The sequence below is a fragment of the Flavobacterium sp. W21_SRS_FM6 genome (assembly GCF_052119645.1).
In the GTDB taxonomy this organism is placed as follows: Bacteria; Pseudomonadota; Gammaproteobacteria; order Enterobacterales; family Alteromonadaceae; genus Paraglaciecola.
Genome location: NZ_JBGQOM010000010.1, coordinates 38,976 through 60,163, shown reverse-complemented (window position 1 = coordinate 60,163; position 21,188 = coordinate 38,976). Strand labels below are relative to the sequence as shown.

22 protein-coding genes are annotated in these 21,188 nt (G+C 43.0%); 17 read left to right on the top strand and 5 right to left on the bottom strand.

The annotated features are described in order from the left end of the window. Window positions 1-13: 13 nt before the first annotated feature. Genes ACEN2L_RS16010 through ACEN2L_RS15995 form a run of 4 tightly spaced genes read right to left on the bottom strand, consistent with a single transcriptional unit; the run spans window position 14 to window position 2,815 of the window. Window positions 14-658: a YjfK family protein gene (locus ACEN2L_RS16010; protein WP_441745127.1), complete on the bottom strand. Its 645-nt coding sequence runs from the start codon at window positions 656-658 to the stop codon at window positions 14-16. Beyond that, window positions 651-1,712, bottom strand: coding sequence for a potassium channel family protein (locus ACEN2L_RS16005; protein WP_441745125.1), 1,062 nt, complete (start codon window positions 1,710-1,712; stop codon window positions 651-653). The genes ACEN2L_RS16010 and ACEN2L_RS16005 overlap by 8 nt, the downstream gene beginning before the upstream one ends. An 18-nt stretch (window positions 1,713-1,730) precedes the next feature. Beyond that, on the bottom strand, window positions 1,731-2,411 hold the full coding sequence (locus tag ACEN2L_RS16000) for a PspA/IM30 family protein (protein ID WP_441745123.1): 681 nt from the start codon (window positions 2,409-2,411) through the stop codon (window positions 1,731-1,733). 14 nt (window positions 2,412-2,425) lie between these two features. Beyond that, window positions 2,426-2,815, bottom strand: coding sequence for a YjfI family protein (locus ACEN2L_RS15995; protein ID WP_306020657.1), 390 nt, complete (start codon window positions 2,813-2,815; stop codon window positions 2,426-2,428). 196 nt (window positions 2,816-3,011) lie between these two features. On the opposite strand from ACEN2L_RS15995, the gene ACEN2L_RS15990 reads away from it, so the two are divergent. From ACEN2L_RS15990 to ACEN2L_RS15955, 8 genes are all read left to right on the top strand, one after another. Beyond that, window positions 3,012-3,302 carry a DUF6471 domain-containing protein gene (locus tag ACEN2L_RS15990; protein WP_306020656.1) on the top strand — a complete coding sequence of 97 codons (291 nt, stop codon included), beginning with the start codon at window positions 3,012-3,014 and terminating at the stop codon, window positions 3,300-3,302. Between the two features lie 31 nt (window positions 3,303-3,333). Then, window positions 3,334-3,828 (top strand): TIGR00645 family protein, encoded by a 495-nt coding sequence (locus tag ACEN2L_RS15985; protein WP_306020655.1) that lies wholly within the window; start codon window positions 3,334-3,336, stop codon window positions 3,826-3,828. A 240-nt stretch (window positions 3,829-4,068) separates the two neighbouring features. Further along, window positions 4,069-5,118 (top strand): tRNA preQ1(34) S-adenosylmethionine ribosyltransferase-isomerase QueA, encoded by a 1,050-nt coding sequence (queA, locus tag ACEN2L_RS15980; protein ID WP_441745120.1) that lies wholly within the window; start codon window positions 4,069-4,071, stop codon window positions 5,116-5,118. 172 nt (window positions 5,119-5,290) lie between these two features. After that, the gene (gene tgt, locus ACEN2L_RS15975) at window positions 5,291-6,403 is read left to right on the top strand and encodes a tRNA guanosine(34) transglycosylase Tgt (RefSeq protein WP_306020652.1); all 1,113 of its coding nucleotides are present in this window, start codon (window positions 5,291-5,293) and stop codon (window positions 6,401-6,403) included. 77 nt (window positions 6,404-6,480) lie between these two features. After that, a complete protein-coding gene (gene yajC, locus ACEN2L_RS15970; RefSeq protein WP_306020651.1) occupies window positions 6,481-6,819 on the top strand; it encodes a preprotein translocase subunit YajC in 339 nt (112 codons plus the stop codon). 70 nt (window positions 6,820-6,889) lie between these two features. Beyond that, a complete protein-coding gene (secD, locus tag ACEN2L_RS15965) occupies window positions 6,890-8,734 on the top strand; it encodes a protein translocase subunit SecD (protein WP_306020650.1) in 1,845 nt (614 codons plus the stop codon). Between the two features lie 10 nt (window positions 8,735-8,744). After that, window positions 8,745-9,686: a protein translocase subunit SecF gene (secF, locus tag ACEN2L_RS15960; RefSeq protein WP_306020649.1), complete on the top strand. Its 942-nt coding sequence runs from the start codon at window positions 8,745-8,747 to the stop codon at window positions 9,684-9,686. A 180-nt stretch (window positions 9,687-9,866) separates the two neighbouring features. Next, the gene (locus ACEN2L_RS15955; RefSeq protein WP_441745117.1) at window positions 9,867-12,776 is read left to right on the top strand and encodes an insulinase family protein; all 2,910 of its coding nucleotides are present in this window, start codon (window positions 9,867-9,869) and stop codon (window positions 12,774-12,776) included. Between the two features lie 57 nt (window positions 12,777-12,833). Here ACEN2L_RS15955 and suhB read toward each other — a convergent pair whose 3' ends face one another. Then, window positions 12,834-13,607 (bottom strand): inositol-1-monophosphatase, encoded by a 774-nt coding sequence (gene suhB, locus ACEN2L_RS15950; RefSeq protein WP_306020647.1) that lies wholly within the window; start codon window positions 13,605-13,607, stop codon window positions 12,834-12,836. A gap of 292 nt (window positions 13,608-13,899) precedes the next feature. Between suhB and trmJ the strand changes: the two genes are divergently transcribed. The 9 genes from trmJ to fdx all read left to right on the top strand — a co-directional run bounded on the left by trmJ (window position 13,900) and on the right by fdx (window position 20,999). Next, complete coding sequence (trmJ, locus tag ACEN2L_RS15945) at window positions 13,900-14,622, top strand: tRNA (cytosine(32)/uridine(32)-2'-O)-methyltransferase TrmJ (protein ID WP_306020646.1); 723 nt, start codon at window positions 13,900-13,902, stop codon at window positions 14,620-14,622. 2 nt (window positions 14,623-14,624) lie between these two features. Next, complete coding sequence (gene cysE / locus ACEN2L_RS15940) at window positions 14,625-15,446, top strand: serine O-acetyltransferase (protein WP_306020645.1); 822 nt, start codon at window positions 14,625-14,627, stop codon at window positions 15,444-15,446. Window positions 15,447-15,543: 97 nt separating this feature from the next. Beyond that, the gene (gene iscR, locus ACEN2L_RS15935) at window positions 15,544-16,032 is read left to right on the top strand and encodes a Fe-S cluster assembly transcriptional regulator IscR (RefSeq protein WP_306020644.1); all 489 of its coding nucleotides are present in this window, start codon (window positions 15,544-15,546) and stop codon (window positions 16,030-16,032) included. A 12-nt stretch (window positions 16,033-16,044) separates the two neighbouring features. Beyond that, window positions 16,045-17,268, top strand: coding sequence for an IscS subfamily cysteine desulfurase (locus ACEN2L_RS15930; protein WP_306020642.1), 1,224 nt, complete (start codon window positions 16,045-16,047; stop codon window positions 17,266-17,268). 96 nt (window positions 17,269-17,364) lie between these two features. Continuing rightward, a complete protein-coding gene (gene iscU / locus ACEN2L_RS15925; RefSeq protein ID WP_306020641.1) occupies window positions 17,365-17,748 on the top strand; it encodes a Fe-S cluster assembly scaffold IscU in 384 nt (127 codons plus the stop codon). Between the two features lie 28 nt (window positions 17,749-17,776). Beyond that, entirely contained in the window at window positions 17,777-18,100 is a 324-nt protein-coding gene (iscA, locus tag ACEN2L_RS15920; RefSeq protein WP_306020640.1) for an iron-sulfur cluster assembly protein IscA, read from the top strand. Between the two features lie 85 nt (window positions 18,101-18,185). Beyond that, window positions 18,186-18,713: a co-chaperone HscB gene (gene hscB / locus ACEN2L_RS15915; protein ID WP_441745113.1), complete on the top strand. Its 528-nt coding sequence runs from the start codon at window positions 18,186-18,188 to the stop codon at window positions 18,711-18,713. Window positions 18,714-18,749: 36 nt separating this feature from the next. Then, window positions 18,750-20,618 (top strand): Fe-S protein assembly chaperone HscA, encoded by a 1,869-nt coding sequence (gene hscA, locus ACEN2L_RS15910; RefSeq protein WP_441745111.1) that lies wholly within the window; start codon window positions 18,750-18,752, stop codon window positions 20,616-20,618. A 42-nt stretch (window positions 20,619-20,660) separates the two neighbouring features. Next, the gene (gene fdx / locus ACEN2L_RS15905; protein WP_306020635.1) at window positions 20,661-20,999 is read left to right on the top strand and encodes an ISC system 2Fe-2S type ferredoxin; all 339 of its coding nucleotides are present in this window, start codon (window positions 20,661-20,663) and stop codon (window positions 20,997-20,999) included. Window positions 21,000-21,188 lie beyond the last annotated feature (189 nt).

Below are 21,188 nucleotides of genomic sequence, written 5' to 3'. Positions count from 1 at the left end.
TTTTGTTGGGGCATTATCCGTTGATTGTTATATCACCTTGGGTCAGGTTGAAGCCTGTGCTTAGCACTAAACAGCGATCAAAATTGCCGTTTATCAACTTTTCTTCACCACAAACCAGCAAGGTTTCAACTTGGTCGTCATCCAAGGCGCGTTCATAAAGCATCACAAATTGGTCGGTTTCGCTGACATCGCCATCTTCTTCGTAGGTACGCTCAGTCATTGCTACGGGGGGGGACTTATCGCCAATGGCTTCCCACACCCTCGAAAACTGATATCCCTCAACATTATAATGAGCTTGTGAAATGCCTTCATTAATAAGCGTTTCCCACTGTTTATCACTACCAACGGTTTTCGTCTCATAAAAGTACCACAGCTTTACATCGGTAATGTGACTCTCAGTGTCACCGCCGTCTAAAATAACTTGTAAAAACGCATCGTCGTCAGTGTAAAAACGCAAAATTTTACCGCCAGTGTCGAGATTCACTTCGCCTACCGCTTGAATAATATGAGTTGAAGCGGCCTTGTTCATGACTAATTGTGGCTCTAATACTCGCAGCTTCAAGGGTTCTATTTGAAATGAACCGCCCAAATACAGACCCATAATCTCTGGCGTTTTTGCTTTTTCTGGGGCTTTTTTACCAAACAAACGGCTAAACATAGGTTTCTCCTACAAAGGCCTGCCAATCAAACTTTTGGATTCTTTCATCAGCAATGTAAAAAATCTTATCATCGCCAAATACATCTTCGGATAAATCTGGGTTTACCTGAATTGACAGCTTGTCGTTGGCTCGCGCTAGACCAATCAGGGTTGCTCGATAGTCTCTTTTTAAACCCATAAATAATTGCGCGATTTTAATTGGCGGAATATCAGAGGGTAGGGTAACAGAATATTGGGCATTGCCTTCATCCACATCCAGCAAATCGTGATGCAACAAACTAGAACCGGGATCAAACGCGGCCTTTGCTAGCATTTCTACTGCCACGCTCGGGGTGCACTCAATATTCGGGCAGTGTCTTTGTAATAAAGGAACTAAGCTTTCGTCATTAAAATAAGCCACCATTTGTGCATTTGGGTTGCGCTGACTGCAATAAAGGGCGGTGGTCATGGTGAGATCATCTTCAGGGTTATCCATCAAAATGACTTTTGCGCTTGCCACACATGCTCTGTCCATATCGATGTCATTACTAAAGGTGGAGACTTTGACAAACTCAATTTCGTCCGGCAAAGGGTTGGTAATATCGGCCCTGACACATAACACAATAGCGGGATTACCCTCTACTGAGGCCCGTTCGCGCAGCAGTAATTTTAATAATCGTAAGGTGCGGTGCCCGTTCCAGCCTAAAACGAGTATGTGATCTTCAATATCTAAATCTTTCAAACCTCTTGCTCCTTTTTGCCACTGATTTGAAACCCAATTGGCAACGCGGCCTAAGACTAAAGCAAAAATACTGAGACCTAAAGGAATGACGTAAAAAGCGACGAGATACTTACCCGCTTCGGTAGAAGGAGAAAAATCACCATAACCGACAGTGGAGCCTGTTACTACAAGCCAATAAATAAAATCAGTACTTTGAATGAGAGCTTTCTCATCCGCTAACCATAATAATATCCAAGTACTTGCGGCATAAAAAGCAAGCGCCAGTACAATGGTGTACCAGCGCATCTCCGAAAATACTCTCGTTATAAGTTTACGAAGTTTTCTGCTAACCATTTAGCGCGAAGACTCCTATTATTGACCTAATATTCGACTTAACTCATCATCAGCAGACACTTTACTGCCCCTAATCCCTGCAGCAGCCAAGCGTTTTTCTAAATCATCACTGCTTTCATCTGCAGCAAGTTCTTCAGCGGCCTGCAATTCAGCATTACGCAAAGTTTGTTTTTCTTGAATACGTTGCAACGATTCAGTCGCTGTTTTCATTTTACTGTTGGCACCTAAGTGACGCGATGACACCGCCACTTGGGCTTTTTGTACCGATTCAGTGGCTTTGACCATATCAACTTGTTGCTCAAGGCGTTTTAAATTTGCTTTCGCTTGACTGATATTGTTTGCCAATTGCTTTTCTGACTGGCGGAATTGCGCTAAGTATTGGTTTTCCGCCTCTTGTTCAGCTTTTAACTCAGCTACTTTTTGAGCGCAATCAAGAGCCAGTTGGCGATCAGTATCCACCGCTTTACGAGCATGAGCTTCGTACTGTTCAATCGAACCCTGCAAGCTGTCTACTTTTTGCTGCGCTAATTTACATTTAGCCAAAATTTGGGTTCTGGCATGGTCAGACTTACGCAACTCGTCTTTCGCTTCACGGATTTCTTGTTCAAGAATACGAATGGCTTGACCATCCACCACGCTCTGGGCTGCTTCTGTTGCGCCACCTTTAATGGCTGTAACTAATTTTCTCCAAACTGACATAATCGTTTCCTCAGTTATTTTAGATGTATCTGGTAAGCATCAATAAATGCTTCCACATTCTGGAACAGGGTATTCAATTCAATGACAATGCTTTCGGCTTTTGACTGAGAGCTGAGTGAACCAAATGCTGTGTAGTATTCATCCCCCCCTACTTGCGATATTCCTACTGTTGTCAGCGGGAACAGCATGTGGGTTTTTAAAATTTCTTCATTTAACGCTGCACTATCCTTGACTTCACTTTTAGCGAACAATAAGGTTTCAACGATGATTTGCTCACCACTGATGGCTAACCACGCGTCTATTCCGTCACTGTTAGCGATCATCAAGCAGTTTTGTTCTTTAGTGACAACCAAATCTTGGTTGTCACTCAATAGGGCCTCAAGTTGGTTAAGATCCCATGCCATGGTTACTCTCCTGTAAGTCGTATGACCAAGTTGTGATGCACATCATCGACATCACAGGCCATAGTTTAGCCAGCAAAAAAACAAATAGTCAAATTATTTTTTCAACATTTGATTATTATTTGTTTTAAATGTAAATTATACGTCACATTAAGCGGTTTCAATAAATTGCGAAACGTAACCTGAAAGACTCATATATATGAATACAATAACTGAAAACAAACCTCGTCCTGCTGATTGGCGCCAGCTTGTACAGCGTATTTTGAAAGCCGAAATGTCAAAACGCGGCACCAAATACCAGGACCTCAGTGATAGATTGCTCAGCATAGGGGTCAATCAAAGCGCAGACAACTTAAGAAATAAAGTAAATAAGGGCATCATGGGAGCGGATTTGTTGTTACAAATCATGTATGTGCTTAATATGCGCCGTATTGAACGAGATGACATTGTTGATATTTTTAATGATTTGGGACGACAACTAGATGAGTGAACATTCAACGGGTTTAGCAGGGGAGTGGTAAATGGAAAGATATATTGAAAACATACTGTATAACGCGCGCTGGTTATTAGCACCTGTTTATATCGGTTTGAGTTTAGCGTTGTTAGCGTTGGTCATAAAGTTTTTCCAAGAGATTGTTCATTTGGTGCCGATCTTGTTCAGCATTAAGGAGACAGATCTTATTTTGGTTATTTTATCTTTAGTTGATATGGCTCTGGTTGGTGGACTACTCATTATGGTGATGTTTTCTAGTTACGAAAACTTTGTCAGCCGCATCGATATTGATGAAGGTAAAGAAAAGCTGGGTTGGCTGGGTAAAGTTGATTCGGGCACACTGAAAAATAAAGTGGCCGCTTCTATCGTTGCTATTTCTTCGATTCATTTGTTAAAAGTATTTATGAACGCTGACAATATCAGTAATGACAAGTTATTCTGGTATGTGATGGTGCATTTGACCTTTGTTATTTCGGCTTTTTTAATGGGCTACCTTGATAAAATTACGCGGATATCGCATTAGTGTTAGGCAAAATCGTCGAAAAATACTGCGATTTGGTTAAAAAATTATGCAAAAAAAAGCCCGACACTCAAAGGAGGTCGGGCAAAAACAGTCATGTCTTAGGAGAAACGTCAATAAATAAACTGTGAGAGAAGTGTAAACTTTTAAACTTCAACATCAACCGTGATTGGGTATCCAGAACGGGTTCCATGTATAGATAAACATACGTAATAAAGTACAATTAATTTTTAAGAGACTGCTATGAAACTTGCCGACTTTCGCTTTGATTTACCTGAACACCTTATTGCCAGATACCCAGCCTCTGAGCGCAGTGCAAGCCGATTAATGCACCTACAAGGTAATAGTGGCGAAGTTCAGCACCGCCAATTTAAGAACATTGTCGATTTAATTGAAGCTGGTGATTTATTGGTGTTTAACAATACTCGTGTGATCCCTGCCCGCTTGTTAGGGCAAAAACTATCAGGCGGAAAAGTGGAGGTACTGGTTGAGCGGATCCTCGATGAACATCGCGTACTAGCCCACATTCGAGCGAGTAAATCACCCAAGGTAGGTAGTCAGTTGCGACTAGAGTCCAGTGTAAATGTTGAAATGTTAGCTCGCCATGATGCACTCTTCGAACTGCGTTTTTTGACTGATGAGCCAGTGCTTGCTGTGTTAGAGAAATTTGGTCATATGCCACTTCCCCCCTACATTGACAGACCGGATGAAGATTCTGATAAAGAGCGCTATCAAACAGTGTATAACCAAGTGCCAGGCGCCGTCGCCGCGCCAACTGCTGGTTTACATTTTGATGAAGGCATCTTGCAGCAGTTAAAAGACAAAGGGGTACAAATAGAATTTGTGACCTTACACGTCGGAGCTGGCACATTTCAGCCAGTGCGAGTTGATAATATACTAGAGCACAAAATGCATTCGGAGTACGCCGAAGTCAGTCAGTCAGTGGTTGATGCTATTGTGGCAACTAAAGCGGCTGGCAAGCGCGTGGTGGCAGTGGGCACTACCTCAGTTCGTTCACTCGAATCAGCGGCGCAGGCAGCAATTTCTGCAAACACGGCACTAAAGCCCTTTTTTGCTGATACCAGTATTTTTATTTACCCAGGTTATGAATTTCAGATTGTTGATGCACTCTTAACCAATTTCCATTTGTCTGAGTCAACTTTACTTATGTTGGTGAGCGCATTCGCGGGCAAACACCATATCTTCGATGCTTATCAGCAAGCAATTGAGCAGGAATATCGCTTTTTCAGTTATGGCGACGCCATGTTTATCGAAAAGCGGACAGAAGCCTGAGCTAAAAGTTTTTCCCTAGGCGTCAATTCATATATAATCCCGCGACTTTTTTTGTGCCGCTAGTTTCATGTCAATGAAGCGTTTAACAATTTGCCACAAATTTGAGTGATGACGGGCGCACTAACATTTACATACAGCACTGGACTGTTTTCCGGTTAGCAGGATACGAAGAATGAAATTTGAATTAGACAATACTGATGGCAAAGCCCGTCGCGGTCGCTTGATATTTGATCGTGGCGTGGTTGAGACACCAGCATTTATGCCTGTGGGTACTTACGGCACGGTAAAAGGTATGACCCCTGAAGAGTTAGATGAAACCGGTGCGCATATCTGTTTAGGGAATACCTTTCATTTAATGCTTCGGCCTGGTACTGAAATCATCAAACAACATGGTGATTTGCACGATTTTATGCACTGGAACAAACCTATTCTGACTGACTCAGGTGGTTTTCAGGTGTTCAGTTTAGGGGATCTTCGTAAAATTACCGAAGAAGGGGTGACCTTTCGTTCGCCCATCAACGGTGAAAAAATCTTACTTACCCCTGAAAAATCTATGCAGGTTCAGCGTGACTTAGGCTCTGATATTGTCATGATTTTCGATGAGTGTACGCCTTATCCCGCTACAGAAAGCGAAGCGCGTATTTCGATGGAATTGTCTTTACGTTGGGCGAAGCGCAGCAAGGCCGAACATGGAGACAGTCCTTCAGCACTCTTTGGCATAGTGCAAGGCGGCATGTACGAAGGCCTCAGAGATATATCGTTGCGCGGTTTAGAAGACATCGGTTTTGATGGATATGCCATTGGTGGTTTATCAGTCGGGGAGCCCAAAGAAGACATGATCCGCGTCTTGGATCATTTAGCCGATAAAATCCCAGCTCACAAACCTCGTTATTTAATGGGGGTTGGTAAGCCAGAAGACATTGTTGAAGCCGTGCGACGTGGCATCGATATGTTTGATTGTGTCATGCCAACCCGTAATGCACGAAATGGTCATTTGTTTGTGACTGACGGCGTGGTAAAAATTCGTAACGCAGTGCATAAAACCGATACAGGTCCGCTTGACGAAAAATGTGATTGCTACACTTGTAAAAATTATTCTCGGTCATATCTCCACCACTTAGATAAGTGCAATGAGATACTTGGAGCACGCTTAAATACCATTCACAACTTACGCTATTACCAGCGTGTAATGCAAGGTTTGCGAGAGGCGATTGCGAGCAATACCTTAGATGAATTTGTGACTGATTTTTATGAGCAAAAACAAATGGCAGTACCTGCTTTATAGAGGATTCTGCGCCGGATGACACCACGAGTGGTGTTGTGAAAAATACATTGTAAACATTACTAAAATAAGGAAAAAAAATGAGTTTATTTATATCTGACGCTTACGCTCAAGGTGCTCCCGCTGGTGGTGCTGGTGGTGGTTTTGAAATGTTGATCATGCTAGGTGTGTTTGGTTTGATTTTCTATTTTATGTTGTATCGCCCGCAAGCCAAACGCGTTAAAGAGCATAAAAATTTGGTGTCATCGTTGAGCAAAGGCGATGAAGTGTTAACCCAAGGTGGCATGGTGGGCAAAATCACCAAGGTATCTGAAGACAAAGACTTTATTGAAATTGGCTTAAACGATTCAACTAACATCGTTATTCAAAAGTCAGCGGTATCAGCAGTATTGCCAAAAGGTACAATGAAGGCCATTTAATGGCCTTTTGTTTAAGCTCAAAATTTCATTTTTGAGCTTAGCCAATTTTGCATAAAGAAAGGAATAACCTGTGTTAAACCAAACTCCATTGTGGAAGTACATCTTGGTGATCTTTGTGGTCAGCATCTGTGCTTTATATGCTTCACCCAATCTTTATGGTGAAGACCACGCGGTACAAATTTCAGCTGGGCGAAATGCAGTAGTTAATGCTCAATTGGTAGACAAAGTCTCTGCAGAACTAAAAAATGCCAATATCGACAGTAAAAGTATCGTTTTTGAAAATGAACAAATTTTAATCCGTGTTAACGACGCTGATACTCAATTAATTGCCCGTGAGTTGCTTGAAAAAGCCTTAGGTGATGAGTATTTTGTGGCCATGAATTTAGCCCCGGATACACCAAAGTGGTTAAGTTCACTTGGCGGAGAGCCTTTAAAATTAGGCTTAGATCTGCGTGGTGGCGTGCACTTCCTAATGGAAGTTGATATGAAACGCGCCTTAGATAAGACCCTTGAAGATTCAGATAATGATTTTCGTACCGCATTACGCGAAGAGAAAATTCGTTATCGCACGGTGAAGCAGGTAGAAAACGGTTTAGAGATCTATTTTCGCGATCAAGATACTTTGGAGCAGGCTGAAACATTTTTAAAAGCACGGAATCGTGATTTTATTTTCACTGAAAAAGCCGATCTGGTTTTGTTTGCTACCATGTCTGAGCAAAAACTCCTTGAAACGCGTGATTATGCGGTGAAACAAAATATCACTATTATTCGTAACCGGGTAAACCAGTTAGGTGTTGCTGAGCCAACAGTGCAAAAGCAAGGTCCCGATCGTATAGTGGTGCAACTGCCTGGTATTCAAGATACGGCTAAAGCAAAAGAGATCCTGAATGCCACCGCCACCCTTGAGTATCGCGAAGTTGATATTGAACATGATATTAGTGATGCCGTTGCTGGACGTGTGCCGCCTGGTTCAGAGTTATTACCTGATGAAAACGGTGTACCACAGTTATTGAAGAAAAACATTATTGTTGAAGGTAATCATATTATTGATGCCACCAGCGGTGTTGATCAAAACGGTATGCCCAAGGTATCAATCAAATTAGACTCCAAAGGTGGGGCTAAAATGTTAGCCTTTACTAAGCGCGCTGTGGGTAAACCAATGGCCGTTGTGTTCATTGAATATAAATCTACTGGTGAGCGTGACGAAGCGGGTAAATTAATTTTTGAAGCAAAACGTACCGTTATCAGTGTAGCCAGAATCAATGGTGTGTTTGGCAATCAATTTGAAACCACAGGCTTAGATTCTCCCAAAGAAGCCCAAAACCTCGCTTTGTTACTGCGTGCAGGGGCCCTTATTGCGCCAATTCAAATTATTGAAGAACGCACTGTAGGTCCAAGTTTAGGTAAAGAAAACATCAAGTTAGGTAAAGAAGCTATCGTTGCGGGTTTTGTCTTAGTTCTGGCTTTCATGCTTATCTACTATAAAAAGTTTGGTTTTGTCGCCAACATCGCCCTTGCCTTAAACTTGGTGATGATGATCGGTATTATGTCGATGATCCCTGGTGCCACATTAACTTTACCGGGGATGGCGGGTATCGTCTTAACGGTGGGGATGGCAGTGGATGCTAACGTACTTATCTTTGAACGAATACGAGAAGAAATTGCTGAGGGACGCAGTCCGCAGCAAGCCATCCATTTTGGGTATGACAGTGCGTTTTCAACCATACTTGATGCCAATATAACTACCTTCCTAGCGGGTTTAATTTTATTCGCAGTAGGAACGGGGCCCATCAAGGGCTTCTCAATTACCCTGATGATCGGTATCGCTACATCAATGTTTACTGCCATTGTGGTAACAAGAACTATCGTAAATGCATGGTGGGGCGGTAAACGTCTGACCAAGTTGTCGATTTAGGAGTCAAACCATGCAAATTTTTAGTGGAAAATACACCGTCAACTTCATGAAGTTGTCTTTGCCGGCAGCGGTTTTGTCTACGGTAATGATTATTGGCTCGTTCACTACCTTGGCTATTAATCAGCTTAATTGGGGTTTGGATTTTACGGGTGGTACACAAATCGAAATCGGCTATCAAGACACGGCAGACTTAGATGCCATACGTGAGCAGTTGGCCGCTTCTGAATTTAATGATGCAGTAGTGCAAAACTTTGGTTCAAGTAAAGATGTGCTTATTCGTTTGGCATCTCGCGAAGGAATTAAACCTTCTGAGCTAGGTGACAAAGCCATCGCCATTTTGAAACAAGCAGATGATACTGCCGAAATGCGTGGTAGCTCTTATGTCAGCGCGAGTGTCGGTGAAGAACTCACCGAGCAGGGCGGCCTAGCGATGTTGATTTGTTTATTGTGCATTTTAGTTTATGTCACCCTGCGCTTTGAATGGCGTTTTGCTTTGGGCTCTGTCATTGCATTGGCCCACGACGTTATCATTACCTTAGGTTTATTCTCTATCTTGGGTTTGGAGTTTGATTTAACGGTATTAGCCGCGGTACTTGCGGTGATAGGTTACTCACTCAACGATACTATTGTGGTATTCGACCGTATTCGTGAAAACTTCAGAAAAATCCGTAACATGGAGCCAACCGAAATTATCAATACCTCCTTAACGCAAACGTTGAACCGTACCACTATTACCTCAGGTACTACCTTGCTTGTGTTATTTGCCTTGTTCTTTTTGGGCGGCGCAACCATTCACGGTTTTGCTACTGCACTGTTGTTTGGTATTTTCATTGGTACTTATTCGTCTATTTACATCGCCAGTTTAGTGGCCTTAAAATTAGGTGTGAGCCGTGAAGATTTAATGCCAACAGTGATTGAAAAAGAAGGCGCTGATCAAGACGCTATCATGTAGCTCTGTCTATTGATGATAAAAAACCAGTTTCTGTTGAAACTGGTTTTTTTTTTGCACATTTAGGTAATGCAGACAAAGACTTACACATTTATTAACAAGAATGTTTACACCCTTGAGTGACAAGTCAGTTATATTTCTCCATCGATTTTGATTGTAGTGTTATTTCAAGGTATGCCCACGATGTTAAAAAGGAACACCGCGTTTTCATTGATTCTTATTGTTTTAAGCTCTGTCGTCATGACTGCATGCAGCAATGTGAAACAAACTGCAGTAAGCTCAGTTTCATCTCTACCCGACCCGCAAACCGCTATTGTTAAAAGTCCTAATGATACACGGCAATACCAATCTTTTACTTTGCCCAATCAATTGGAAGTGGTACTGGTATCCGATCCAAGTATTGAAAAATCTGCTGCGGCATTGAGTGTAAAAGTGGGCTCGTTTCAAGAGCCTAAAGAGTTTGGTGGACTTGCCCACTACTTAGAACACATGTTATTTCTTGGCACCAAAACCTATCCTGAAGTGGGTGATTACAGTGAATTTGTGAGCCGTAATGGTGGTACTCAGAACGCCTACACTCAACTTGATCACACTAACTACATGGTTGCGGTGAACAATGATGCCTTTGACGAGGCCCTCAAACGCTTTAGTGGATTTTTCTATGAAGCTACTTTAGATGAAAATTACGCGGATAAAGAGCGTAACGCGGTGCATTCTGAATGGTCCATGAAAAGCCCCAATGATTGGGTCATTTTAGGGCAATTAGACGGACTGACGCTTAATCCTGCTCACCCTATTCATCAGTTCAACTGGGGCAACCTAAAGTCATTAGCTGATAAAGGCGAGCATAAACTTCAAGACGCCTTGGTTAACTTATACGACACCTACTATTCAGCTAACTTAATGAAGGCGGTATTGATAAGTCCGCTACCCCTTGAAGAGATGCAGAAATTGGCCTCGCGTTACTTTGGCTTGATACCTAATAAAAACACGCCAGAGCCTCAAGTAACCGTGCCCGTGGCTGAGGCAGAGAATTTACACAAGTTTGTGCACTATGTGCCGCAAACCGACATGAAACAATTACGAGTTAGCTTTGTAATGGACAACAATGTCGCGCAGTTTGCAGTCAAACCCAATGGCTATGTTAACTATTTATTGAATAACGAAATGCCTGGCACTTTGGCGTCTACGCTGCGAGATTTAGGCCTGAGTGAAGCCTTGTACACGAGTTATGATGCAAATGAATATGGCAATGCAGGTAGTTTTAATCTGTATATTGATTTGACCGAAACGGGCCTGCAACAGCGCGATACCGTGATGGCGGCTGTGCTGCAATATCTTGACTTGCTCAGAACCAAAGGTGTCGACGCGAAGTATTTTGCCGAAATTAAGCAGTCTTTAAACAACAGCTTTCGCTTTAAAGAAAAAACCAATGATTACAACTATGCCATGCAAATAGCCGCTGATATGCAGAAATTACCCACAGAATATGTGTTAAGCAGCGATTACGAATATCAACGTTTTGACCCAGTTGCTATTCAACAAGTACTGAATCAGTTAACGCTAGAAAATGCCCGAGTGTTTTATATTGATAAGTCTCAGCCCACTGATACCACGATGGAAAATTTTGCAGGGCAATATTCGGTCGATGACATTTCTACAGAAAAAGTAGCGCAGTGGCAGGCAATGGGGCAGGACATAACACTCCAACTACCCAGAATAAATCGTTTGATGCCAGAGGATTTCTCAATTGTCGCAAGCACTAATACCGATAAACCCTTGCAAGTAGCAAGCGATGACAGCTATAGCGCGTTTTTAGGTCATTCGTCTTACTTTCAGCAACCCAAAGGGCTTGTTACCCTGGACTTAAATAGTGGCGTTACTAAAGCGAGTGCACGTAATCAAGTGATGGCTGAATTACTGAATCGCGGCCTAAGTCAAGCCCTTGTTGAGCTACAAAACGAAGCCATTGGCGGTGGCATGGGGCTCAGTGTAAGTTTGTTCAATGGACTGTCTATCACCACCAATGGCTTTAGTGATAAGCAAGGACTTTTGCTGAGTCAGGCAATTAAACAAGTGCTTGATTATCAAATGAATACAAATGAATTAGCTAATTTTAAAGCCGCATTTAAATCCGAATTAGGCAGTAAAAAGAAAGGAATTTTATTAAATCAACTGTTCCCTAAATTTAGCCAAATTTTTGCCTTAGATGAATACAGTGATGAAACCATGTTAGCAGCGGTTGATGACATTACGTTACTTGACATTGCTGAGTTAAAAGCCCAGTTACTTCAACAAGCAAATTTGCGGGTATTTGCTTTTGGTAATTACAGTGCACAACAAATTAACGCGATGTCACAATTAGTGCTAAATGAACTGCCCTCTGACCGTAACGTCGCGCCCCTTTATGAATCCCCCAAATTTAAACCGCAAGCGGGACAGGTTTTCAATTGGCAAGAAGAAACCCAATTAAGCGACGTGGGTTTAGTCAGAGCCTATTTATCGGAACGCAATGCGGATGATAGTGCCACAGCGCAAATTCTCTCACAGTTACTTCAACCTGCTCTATTTAAGCAAATACGAACGGAAGAGCAACTCGCCTATGCCGTTGGCTTTTTCAGTCAAACAAATAAAGATCAAATGTTTACTGCATTTTATATTCAGTCTCCCGCCAAAGGTTTAGCTGAAGTCGATGCGCGGATCAGTGAATTTCGTCAAGGGTTTAAAACGCAGTTAGCTGAGGTTAGCGAGCAAGACTTTGCAACCACTAAAACCAGTGTGCTAGTGTCGTTAACCCAGCCACCGAAAAATCTTAGCGAAGAAATGAGTCGTTATATTGGCGACTGGCGAGAGCAAAACTACGCTTACAACAGTCGAGCGCAACTTATCAGTGCCCTTGAAAAAGTGACGCTTAAGGATGTGATTAATTTCTATCACCGCTTGGAAGAAGGTGATGGTTTTGGTCAGCTATTGGTGCAAATGCGTGGTACTCAATTTACTGACAAAGACTTTGTCAGTATAAAAGGCGCCGAAACCATCATCAACATCGATGAGTTTCATGCTAAACAGCTAAAGAAACAGCAAACCGACTAGCAACCAACAGACATAAAAAAGGCGAGCATCTGCTCGCCTTAGTCTTAAACTCTTGGGCTATTTTAAGTATTTTACTAGGGCTTGCACAACTTTGGGCGCACCAGCAACGATTTCACCTTTTTTCATTGGATCGTTACCGCCGCTAAAATCAGTGACTAAGCCACCGGCTTCACGAACCAATAGTTCACCCGCTGCAATATCCCAAGGTTTTAAACCACGCTCCCAATAACCGTCGTAACGACCACTGGCAACATAAGCTAAATCTAAAGCGGCTGAGCCACAACGGCGGACGTCGCCTGATTCCATAAAGATCTTACTAAAGCTCTCAAGGGACTGTGGTAAAGACGATTTATCTTTAAAAGGAAATGCAGTTGCTAATACGGTTTGACTTAATTCACGAGATTTACTGGCACGGATACGAAAACCATTAAGCTGAGCGCCAGCGCCTTTACTTGCGGTAAATAATTCACTGCGGATAGGGTCAAATACAACGGCTTGGTCTAAACGACCTTTGTGCATTAAAGCAATAGAAATGGCAAAGTGAGGAATGCCTTTGATAAAATTGGTGGTGCCATCTAAGGGATCGATAATCCATTTATAATCCTCGTCTCCAGCGACAATGCCGCCTTCTTCACCCACAAAGCTGTGTTCTGGGTAGGATTGTTTAATCTTGCTAATAATTGCTTGTTCAGCTTCTTTGTCAATTCGTGTGACGTAGTCGTTGTCACCTTTGGCTTGAATCATTAAATCAGACTGATTCTCGAAACCACGAGAAATAATCGTACCGGCAACGCGCGCAGCACGCACTGCAATATTGAGCATAGGATGCATAGATAAACCACCAATTGTAAAAGAACGTTAGCTTAAGTCTACCCGCTAGGGTTGGACAAAAAATCGCCGCGCAGTTTACCAGTTATTTAAATTTACGCAATCACAAATTGGTGAAGCGCTCGATTTAGCCAGTTAAGTGAAGCGTAAATGAATTTGCTAGTAAATAGTATTTCATTCTTTTTTCGAAAATGTGTGGTGTGTTTTAAAAAGCACGCAGTGACTTTGCCGCTAAACTGTTCAGCTCTTAGATTTATTGGTATTATCCGCGCCCATTTTTCAATAGCGTAATGTCATGTTAGAAAATATCCGCATCGTATTAGTTAACACCTCTCATACTGGCAATATCGGCTCAACGGCACGCGCCATGAAAACGATGGGTTTGAGTCAACTTGTTTTAGTCGATCCTGTATCTCCCCCAGATGGTCAGGCGAGTGCACTTGCAGCAGGGGCGGGTGATGTGCTCGCTGGCGCGAGGCAAGTATCAACTCTCGCTGAGGCGATTGAAGGGTGTGGCTTAGTGGTTGGCACCAGTGCCCGTTCACGCACCTTATCGTGGCCTATGTTAGAGCCCCGAGAGTGTGGCGAAAAATTGGTGGCAGAAGTCAGTCAATACCCCGTTGCCCTAGTGTTTGGGCGAGAAAATAACGGTTTGAGCAACGAAGAATTACAGCAGTGTCATTTTCATGTGTGTATTCCTGCCAATCCTGACTACAGCTCTTTGAATTTGGCCGCTGCAGTCCAAACCTTGTGTTATGAGGTGCGTATGGCCTTTTTGAACTGCACTCGTGAGCCAGAGTCAGTGGAGGCCTATCCTCTTGTGGATGATTTGGACGCTTTTTATAGTCATTTGGAACAAACCCTACTTAAAACGAATTTTATAAAGCCGCAACATCCGGGTATGGTAATGCCTAAGCTTCGTCGTCTATTTAATCGGGCTCGGCCTGACGAACAAGAATTCAATATTCTACGTGGAATATTGGCCTCCATTGAAAAAAGTATAAAAGCGAAAGACTAACCATGTTTGAACGGATTAAAGAAGATATTCAAAGCGTGTTTCATCGTGACCCAGCGGCCCGTTCAACAATGGAAGTATTGTTTAACTACCCGGGGTTACATGCCATTTGGTTGCATCGTATCAGTCACCGTTTATGGAAAGCCCATTGGTTATGGTTAGCTCGCTCTGTGTCAACCTTTTCTCGTTGGTTGACAGGGGTTGAAATCCATCCAGGTGCTACTTTGGGTCGTCGCTTTTTTATCGATCACGGTATGGGCGTCGTGATTGGTGAAACCGCCGAAATTGGTGACGACGTCACGATTTATCACGGTGTAACTCTCGGCGGAACAAGTTGGTCAGCGGGTAAACGTCATCCTACTCTGATGGACAATGTTGTTGTCGGCGCAGGCGCAAAAGTACTTGGTCCTATTACGATGGGCAAAGGCGCCAAAGTAGGTTCAAATTCAGTGGTTGTCAGAGATGTACCTGACGGCGCTACGGTAATAGGTATTCCTGGTCGTGTGGTCACACAAAAGTCAAAAGGCGAACGAGATGCCGATAAAGCGAAGAACGGACATCGAGAAAAGATTGCTAAAAAGTATGGTTTTGATGCTTACGCGGTCGCCTCTGATAATCCGGATCCAATCGCAAATGCTATTGGCCTGATGGTTGATCACGTTCACCTGATTGACGTAAAAGTGGAAGAAATGTGCGCTGCGATTAACAAAATGGGTGGCGGGGTGTGCGGAAAATCATTGCCTAGCCTTGAATTACAAGAATTTACCAATCAGCAAGCGGAACTTAATAGTCAACAAGCGAAAGAGTCTTTTGATCCACAAATCTAATTGCACAATAAATACCCTACTAAAACACTAGGGTATATACTTGACTAAATTAGTAGGTTATGTGAGAATTTAGCCACTTTTTGAGCGAGTACTGTTTATGAAATTAACATCTAAAGGTCGTTACGCGGTTACAGCAATGCTGGATGTATCACTACATTCACAGCGCGGCCCAGTGTCTTTAGCTGACATATCAGAACGCCAAGAAATTTCTCTCTCTTATCTTGAACAATTGTTTTCAAGATTACGTAAAGAACAATTAGTCGAGAGTGTTCGCGGTCCCGGTGGTGGTTATAAGTTAGGGCGAGAAGCGTCACTTATTTCTATCGGCGAAGTCATTCGTGCGGTTGATGAGTCGGTAGATGCAACTCGTTGCCAAGGTATGTCGGATTGTCAGAGCGGTGTACGTTGTTTAACCCATAATTTATGGGAAGGCTTAAGCGAACGTATCAGCATGTTTCTTAATAATATCACTCTCGGTGAACTCATGGCGCAACAAGATGTAAAAATCATTGCGGAGCGTCAGGACAAAAATAAACATTTTAATCAATTAGCTGCTAACGAAATTTCCATAAACTTGCAGTTATAAGCGGAGTAAAAAATGAGCGATATTAAGCTTCCCATTTATTTGGATTATTCATCAACAACTCCAGTTGACCCTAGAGTTGCCGCCAAAATGGCCGAATGTTTAACCAGTGATGGCGTTTTTGGTAATCCAGCGAGCCGGTCTCATCGCTTTGGTTGGGTTGCAGAAGAGGCAGTCGATATTGCCCGTAATCAAATTGCTGATTTAGTTAATGCGGATCCGCGCGAGATTGTATTTACCTCTGGCGCAACAGAATCAAATAACCTTGCTATAAAAGGCGCAGCAAACTTTTATGCCAAACAAGGTAAGCATATCATCACCGTTAAAACGGAACATAAGGCGGTACTAGATACCTGTCGTCAGCTTGAGCGTGAAGGGTACGAAGTGACCTATTTAACGCCTGAGCCAAATGGTTTACTTGACTTAGATAAGCTAGTTGCGGCGATTCGCCCTGACACTATTTTAATTAGTGTAATGCACGTTAATAACGAAATAGGTGTGATTCAAGATATCGCTGCGATTGGTGAAATTTGCCGTCCACGTAAAATTTTATTCCATGTTGATGCTGCGCAAAGCACCGGGAAAGTGCAAATTGATTTAGCGAATTTAAAAGTTGATTTGATGTCGTTCTCAGCTCACAAAACCTATGGCCCTAAAGGTATCGGCGCGTTATATGTTAGCCGTAAACCACGAGTACGCTTAGAAGCACAAATGCACGGCGGTGGACACGAGCGTGGTATGCGCTCAGGCACCATGGCGACTCACCAAATTGTGGGTATGGGGGAAGCATTCCATATCGCTAAATTGGAAATGGGCGCTGAAAACGAACGGCTAATGATGTTACGCAATCGTTTATGGGACGGAATCAAAGATATCGAAGCTGTCTACATTAACGGTGACTTAGAGCATCGTATCGCAGGTAACCTAAATGTGAGTTTTGCTTACGTGGAAGGTGAATCGCTGATTATGGCTCTTAAAGATATGGCGGTATCCTCTGGCTCAGCATGTACCTCAGCCAGCCTTGAGCCTTCTTATGTGCTTCGCGCGTTAGGCTTGAATGATGAATTAGCACATAGCTCTATTCGCTTCACTATGGGCCGTTTTACTACTGAAGCTGAAATCGACTATGTGATTGGTGTTATCCGTAACGCCATAGACAAATTGCGTGAAATGTCACCTTTGTGGGACATGTATAAAGAAGGTATCGACTTAAACACAGTTGAGTGGGCTCACCATTAAGTGGTAGGCATAAACATTCAACCTCTAGCGGTTTAAGAGTAAAGAACGTTAAATTAGTTAATTGCGAGCAAACGAGCTCGATTGAAGGCAAATATCATGGCTTATAGTGAAAAAGTAATCGACCACTACGAAAATCCACGCAACGTTGGTGGGTTTGACAAGAATGATCCTAGCATTGCCACTGGCATGGTAGGCGCACCGGCGTGTGGTGATGTAATGAAACTGCAATTAAAGATTGATGCCAACGGCATCATCGAAGACGCAAAGTTCAAAACCTACGGTTGTGGTTCAGCTATCGCATCAAGCTCTTTGGTTACCGAATGGGTTAAAGGCAAGTCTATAGACGAAGCAGTTTTGATTAAAAATACTGATATTGCGCACGAGTTGGCTTTACCTCCGGTTAAAATTCACTGTTCTATATTGGCCGAAGATGCCATTAAAGCGGCAGTGGCTGATTATAAAAGCAAACATAATCAATAAACCTGTTATTGAGTTAGAGGACCATACCTTGGGTATTAAAGTATCTGAAGCAGCGGCAAACAGAGCATTAAGCTTCTTGAAAAATAGAGGCTCAGGCATCGGTTTGCGGCTGGGTGTAAAAACAACTGGATGTTCTGGTTTGGCTTATGTACTTGAATTTGTAGATGAGCTAAATCCAGATGATTCAGTCTTCGAAGATAATGGCTTAAAAGTGATTATCGATGGCAAGAGTTTGGTCTATTTAGACGGTACTCAATTAGATTTTGCTAAAGAAGGCTTGAACGAGGGATTTCAGTTTAATAATCCGAATGCCAATGGCGAATGTGGTTGTGGCGAAAGCTTTAACGTTTAAATAAGGCGATATCCTAGGGGGTATTGCCTTACTCTTCTTTGCTAAACATCCACTTAGCAGTCAAAAGCAAGGTAAACCGAGCGCTATGAATTATTTTGAGCTGTTTAACCTCGAAGTCAATTTCAATGTCGACCTAAGCGCGTTAGCAAGCACGTATCAAAAGTTGCAACAGCTTACTCATCCCGACAAATTTGCCACCGCCAGTGATCGTGACCGTTTGTTATCGGTACAAAAAAATGCCCAAGTGAACGACGGCTATCAAACCTTAAAATCACCTTTGTTTCGTGCAGAGTATATGCTTAATCTCAGAGGAATCGATTTGCAACATGAGCAAACGACCTTACAAGACAATGTATTTTTAATGCAGCAAATGGAATGGCGTGAGCAGCTTGAAGACATTGAGCATGATGCTCAACCAGAGCAAAAACTGGCCGAGCTTGATGATGAAATAAAAGGCATAATAGCTGATGAGTTAAAGACGCTTAAAGAGCAGCTTTTGGTCGGCAGTGAACAAGCGAATCAGGGGGCGGCGATTATCATCCGTAAATTAAAGTTTATGTACAAATTGCGTCAAGAAATTGAACGTAAAGACGAACAACTGAACGACTTTTAATTTTTAGTTTAAACGAATAATAGACGAAACGAGATTATGGCATTTTTGCAAATATCTGAACCAGGCCTGAGCGCCGTTCCTCATCAACGTAAATTAGCTGTGGGTATCGACCTGGGTACCACGAATTCTTTAGTTGCCAGCGTACGTAGCTCAGAAGCAAGTACCTTAAGTGACGAAGATGGGCAACATCTGCTACCTTCTGTCGTGCATTACCAAAGCGATAATGTGGTAGTGGGTAAAGTCGCAGCGCAAAATGCGAATCTTGATCCGGCCAATACGGTGGTTTCAGTTAAACGTTTCTTAGGACGCGATCTCAACGATATTCAACAAGCCTATCCCAACCTGCCTTACACCTTTAACCAGCAAGAAAATGGGTCGGTGCTGATGCAAGTTAGCAGCGGTGAGGTTAATCCGATCCAAGTATCGGCCGAGATTTTAAAAACCTTGCGATTAAGAGCTGAAAAAACACTCGGTGATGAACTGACAGGTGCAGTTATTACGGTACCTGCGTATTTTGATGATGCCCAGCGCCAAGGCACCAAAGATGCCGCCACTTTAGCAGGGTTAAACGTGCTGCGTTTATTAAACGAACCAACTGCAGCGGCCATTGCCTATGGATTAGATTCAGGGCAAGAGGGCCTGATCGCCGTCTATGACTTAGGCGGCGGAACCTTCGACATTTCTATTTTACGTTTGCATAAAGGCGTATTTGAAGTATTGGCCACAGGCGGTGACTCAGCCTTAGGAGGGGATGATTTTGATATGTTGTTAGTCGAACATATCCGCCAAAAAACCGAATTAACTGGCAAGTTATCTAAAACCTTACATCGCACCTTACTAGACCAAGCCAAAATTGCCAAAGAAACACTCAGTCATGAATCTGCGGTGACCATAGTTTTCACTGATGATGAGCTACTAGAGCACAAAGTGGTGATCAGCATTAACACTTTTGAGTCGCTTATTGCCCCTTTGGTTAAAAATACCCTGCGTGCTAGTCGCCGTGCATTGCGCGACGCCGAACTTGAAAAAGAGCAAATCCTCGCTGTTGTGATGGTGGGCGGCTCAACTCGAGTACCTTTTGTACGTCAACAAGTAGCAGAATTTTTCGGCCAAAGTCCTTTGACCTCTATTGACCCTGATAAAGTAGTGGCCATAGGAGCGGCCATTCAAGCGGACATTTTGGTGGGCAATAAACCCGACAGCGACATGTTGTTATTGGATGTTTTACCATTGTCACTGGGTATTGAAACCATGGGTGGCCTAGTTGAGAAGATCATTCACCGTAATACCACTATTCCGGTGGCTAAAGCGCAGGAATTTACCACGTTTAAAGACGGCCAAACGGCAATGATGGTGCATGTTCTGCAAGGTGAAAGAGAGCTAGTAGCGGATTGCCGTTCACTTGCTAAGTTTACCTTAACGGGTATTCCGCCTATGGCGGCGGGAGCGGCTCACATTAGGGTCACCTTTCAAGTGGATGCAGATGGGTTGTTAAATGTTACTGCCATGGAAAAATCTACCGGTGTACAAGCTCAGATCGTAGTAAAACCCTCTTATGGTTTAGACGAAAACAGTATTACGCAAATGTTAAGTGCGTCAATGGAACACGCTAAAGAAGACATGGCAGCGAGGATGTTAAAAGAGCAGCAAGTAGAAGCGTCGCGGGTCGAAGAAACCTTACGAGCGGCTCTGCAAGTAGATGGTCAAACCTTGCTAAGCGCTGAAGAAATCACAGTATTAGAGCATAGCTTGACGAGTTTGCATCAAACGGCACAGGGTGATGATAAAGAGGCGATTAAACACGCTATTGAGCAAGTTGATAAGCTCAGTCAGGCCTTTGCTGAGCGTAGAATGGATCACTCAATACGTAAGGCGTTTGCCGGTCACTCTGTTGACACCCTATAAAGAATTAATAGATAACACAGATCTTAGAACAGGAATAATGTAATGCCTCAAGTGATATTTTTACCTCATCCAGAACTTTGTCCAGATGGTGCAGTAATTGAAGCACAGTCTGGTGTATCAGTGCTTGATGTGGCCTTGTCGAATGGAATTGGGATCGAACATGCGTGCGAAAAAGTCTGCGCGTGTACCACTTGTCACATACTGGTCCGTGAGGGCTTTGATTCTTTAGACGAAGGTGATGAGTTAGAAGAGGATATGCTTGATAAAGCTTGGGGCTTAGAGTCAGACTCGCGCCTTGGTTGCCAAGCCATCATTAAAGACGAAGACTTAGTAGTTGAGATTCCAAGATACACTGTTAATCAGGTCAGTGAAGGCCACTAGTCTTGACCATCTATCAGCAATGAAAAAAGCCAACAGCGATGTTGGTTTTTTTATGAGCAAAATAAATGACAAATACTGTTTTAATATACAGCTGTTGTGTTAACCTATGCTCAAGCTCATTGGAATTGCACGACGGCAAATAAATGAGCCCTGAGCGTAGTTTACAAAGCGCAGCGTCGCTTACCGATT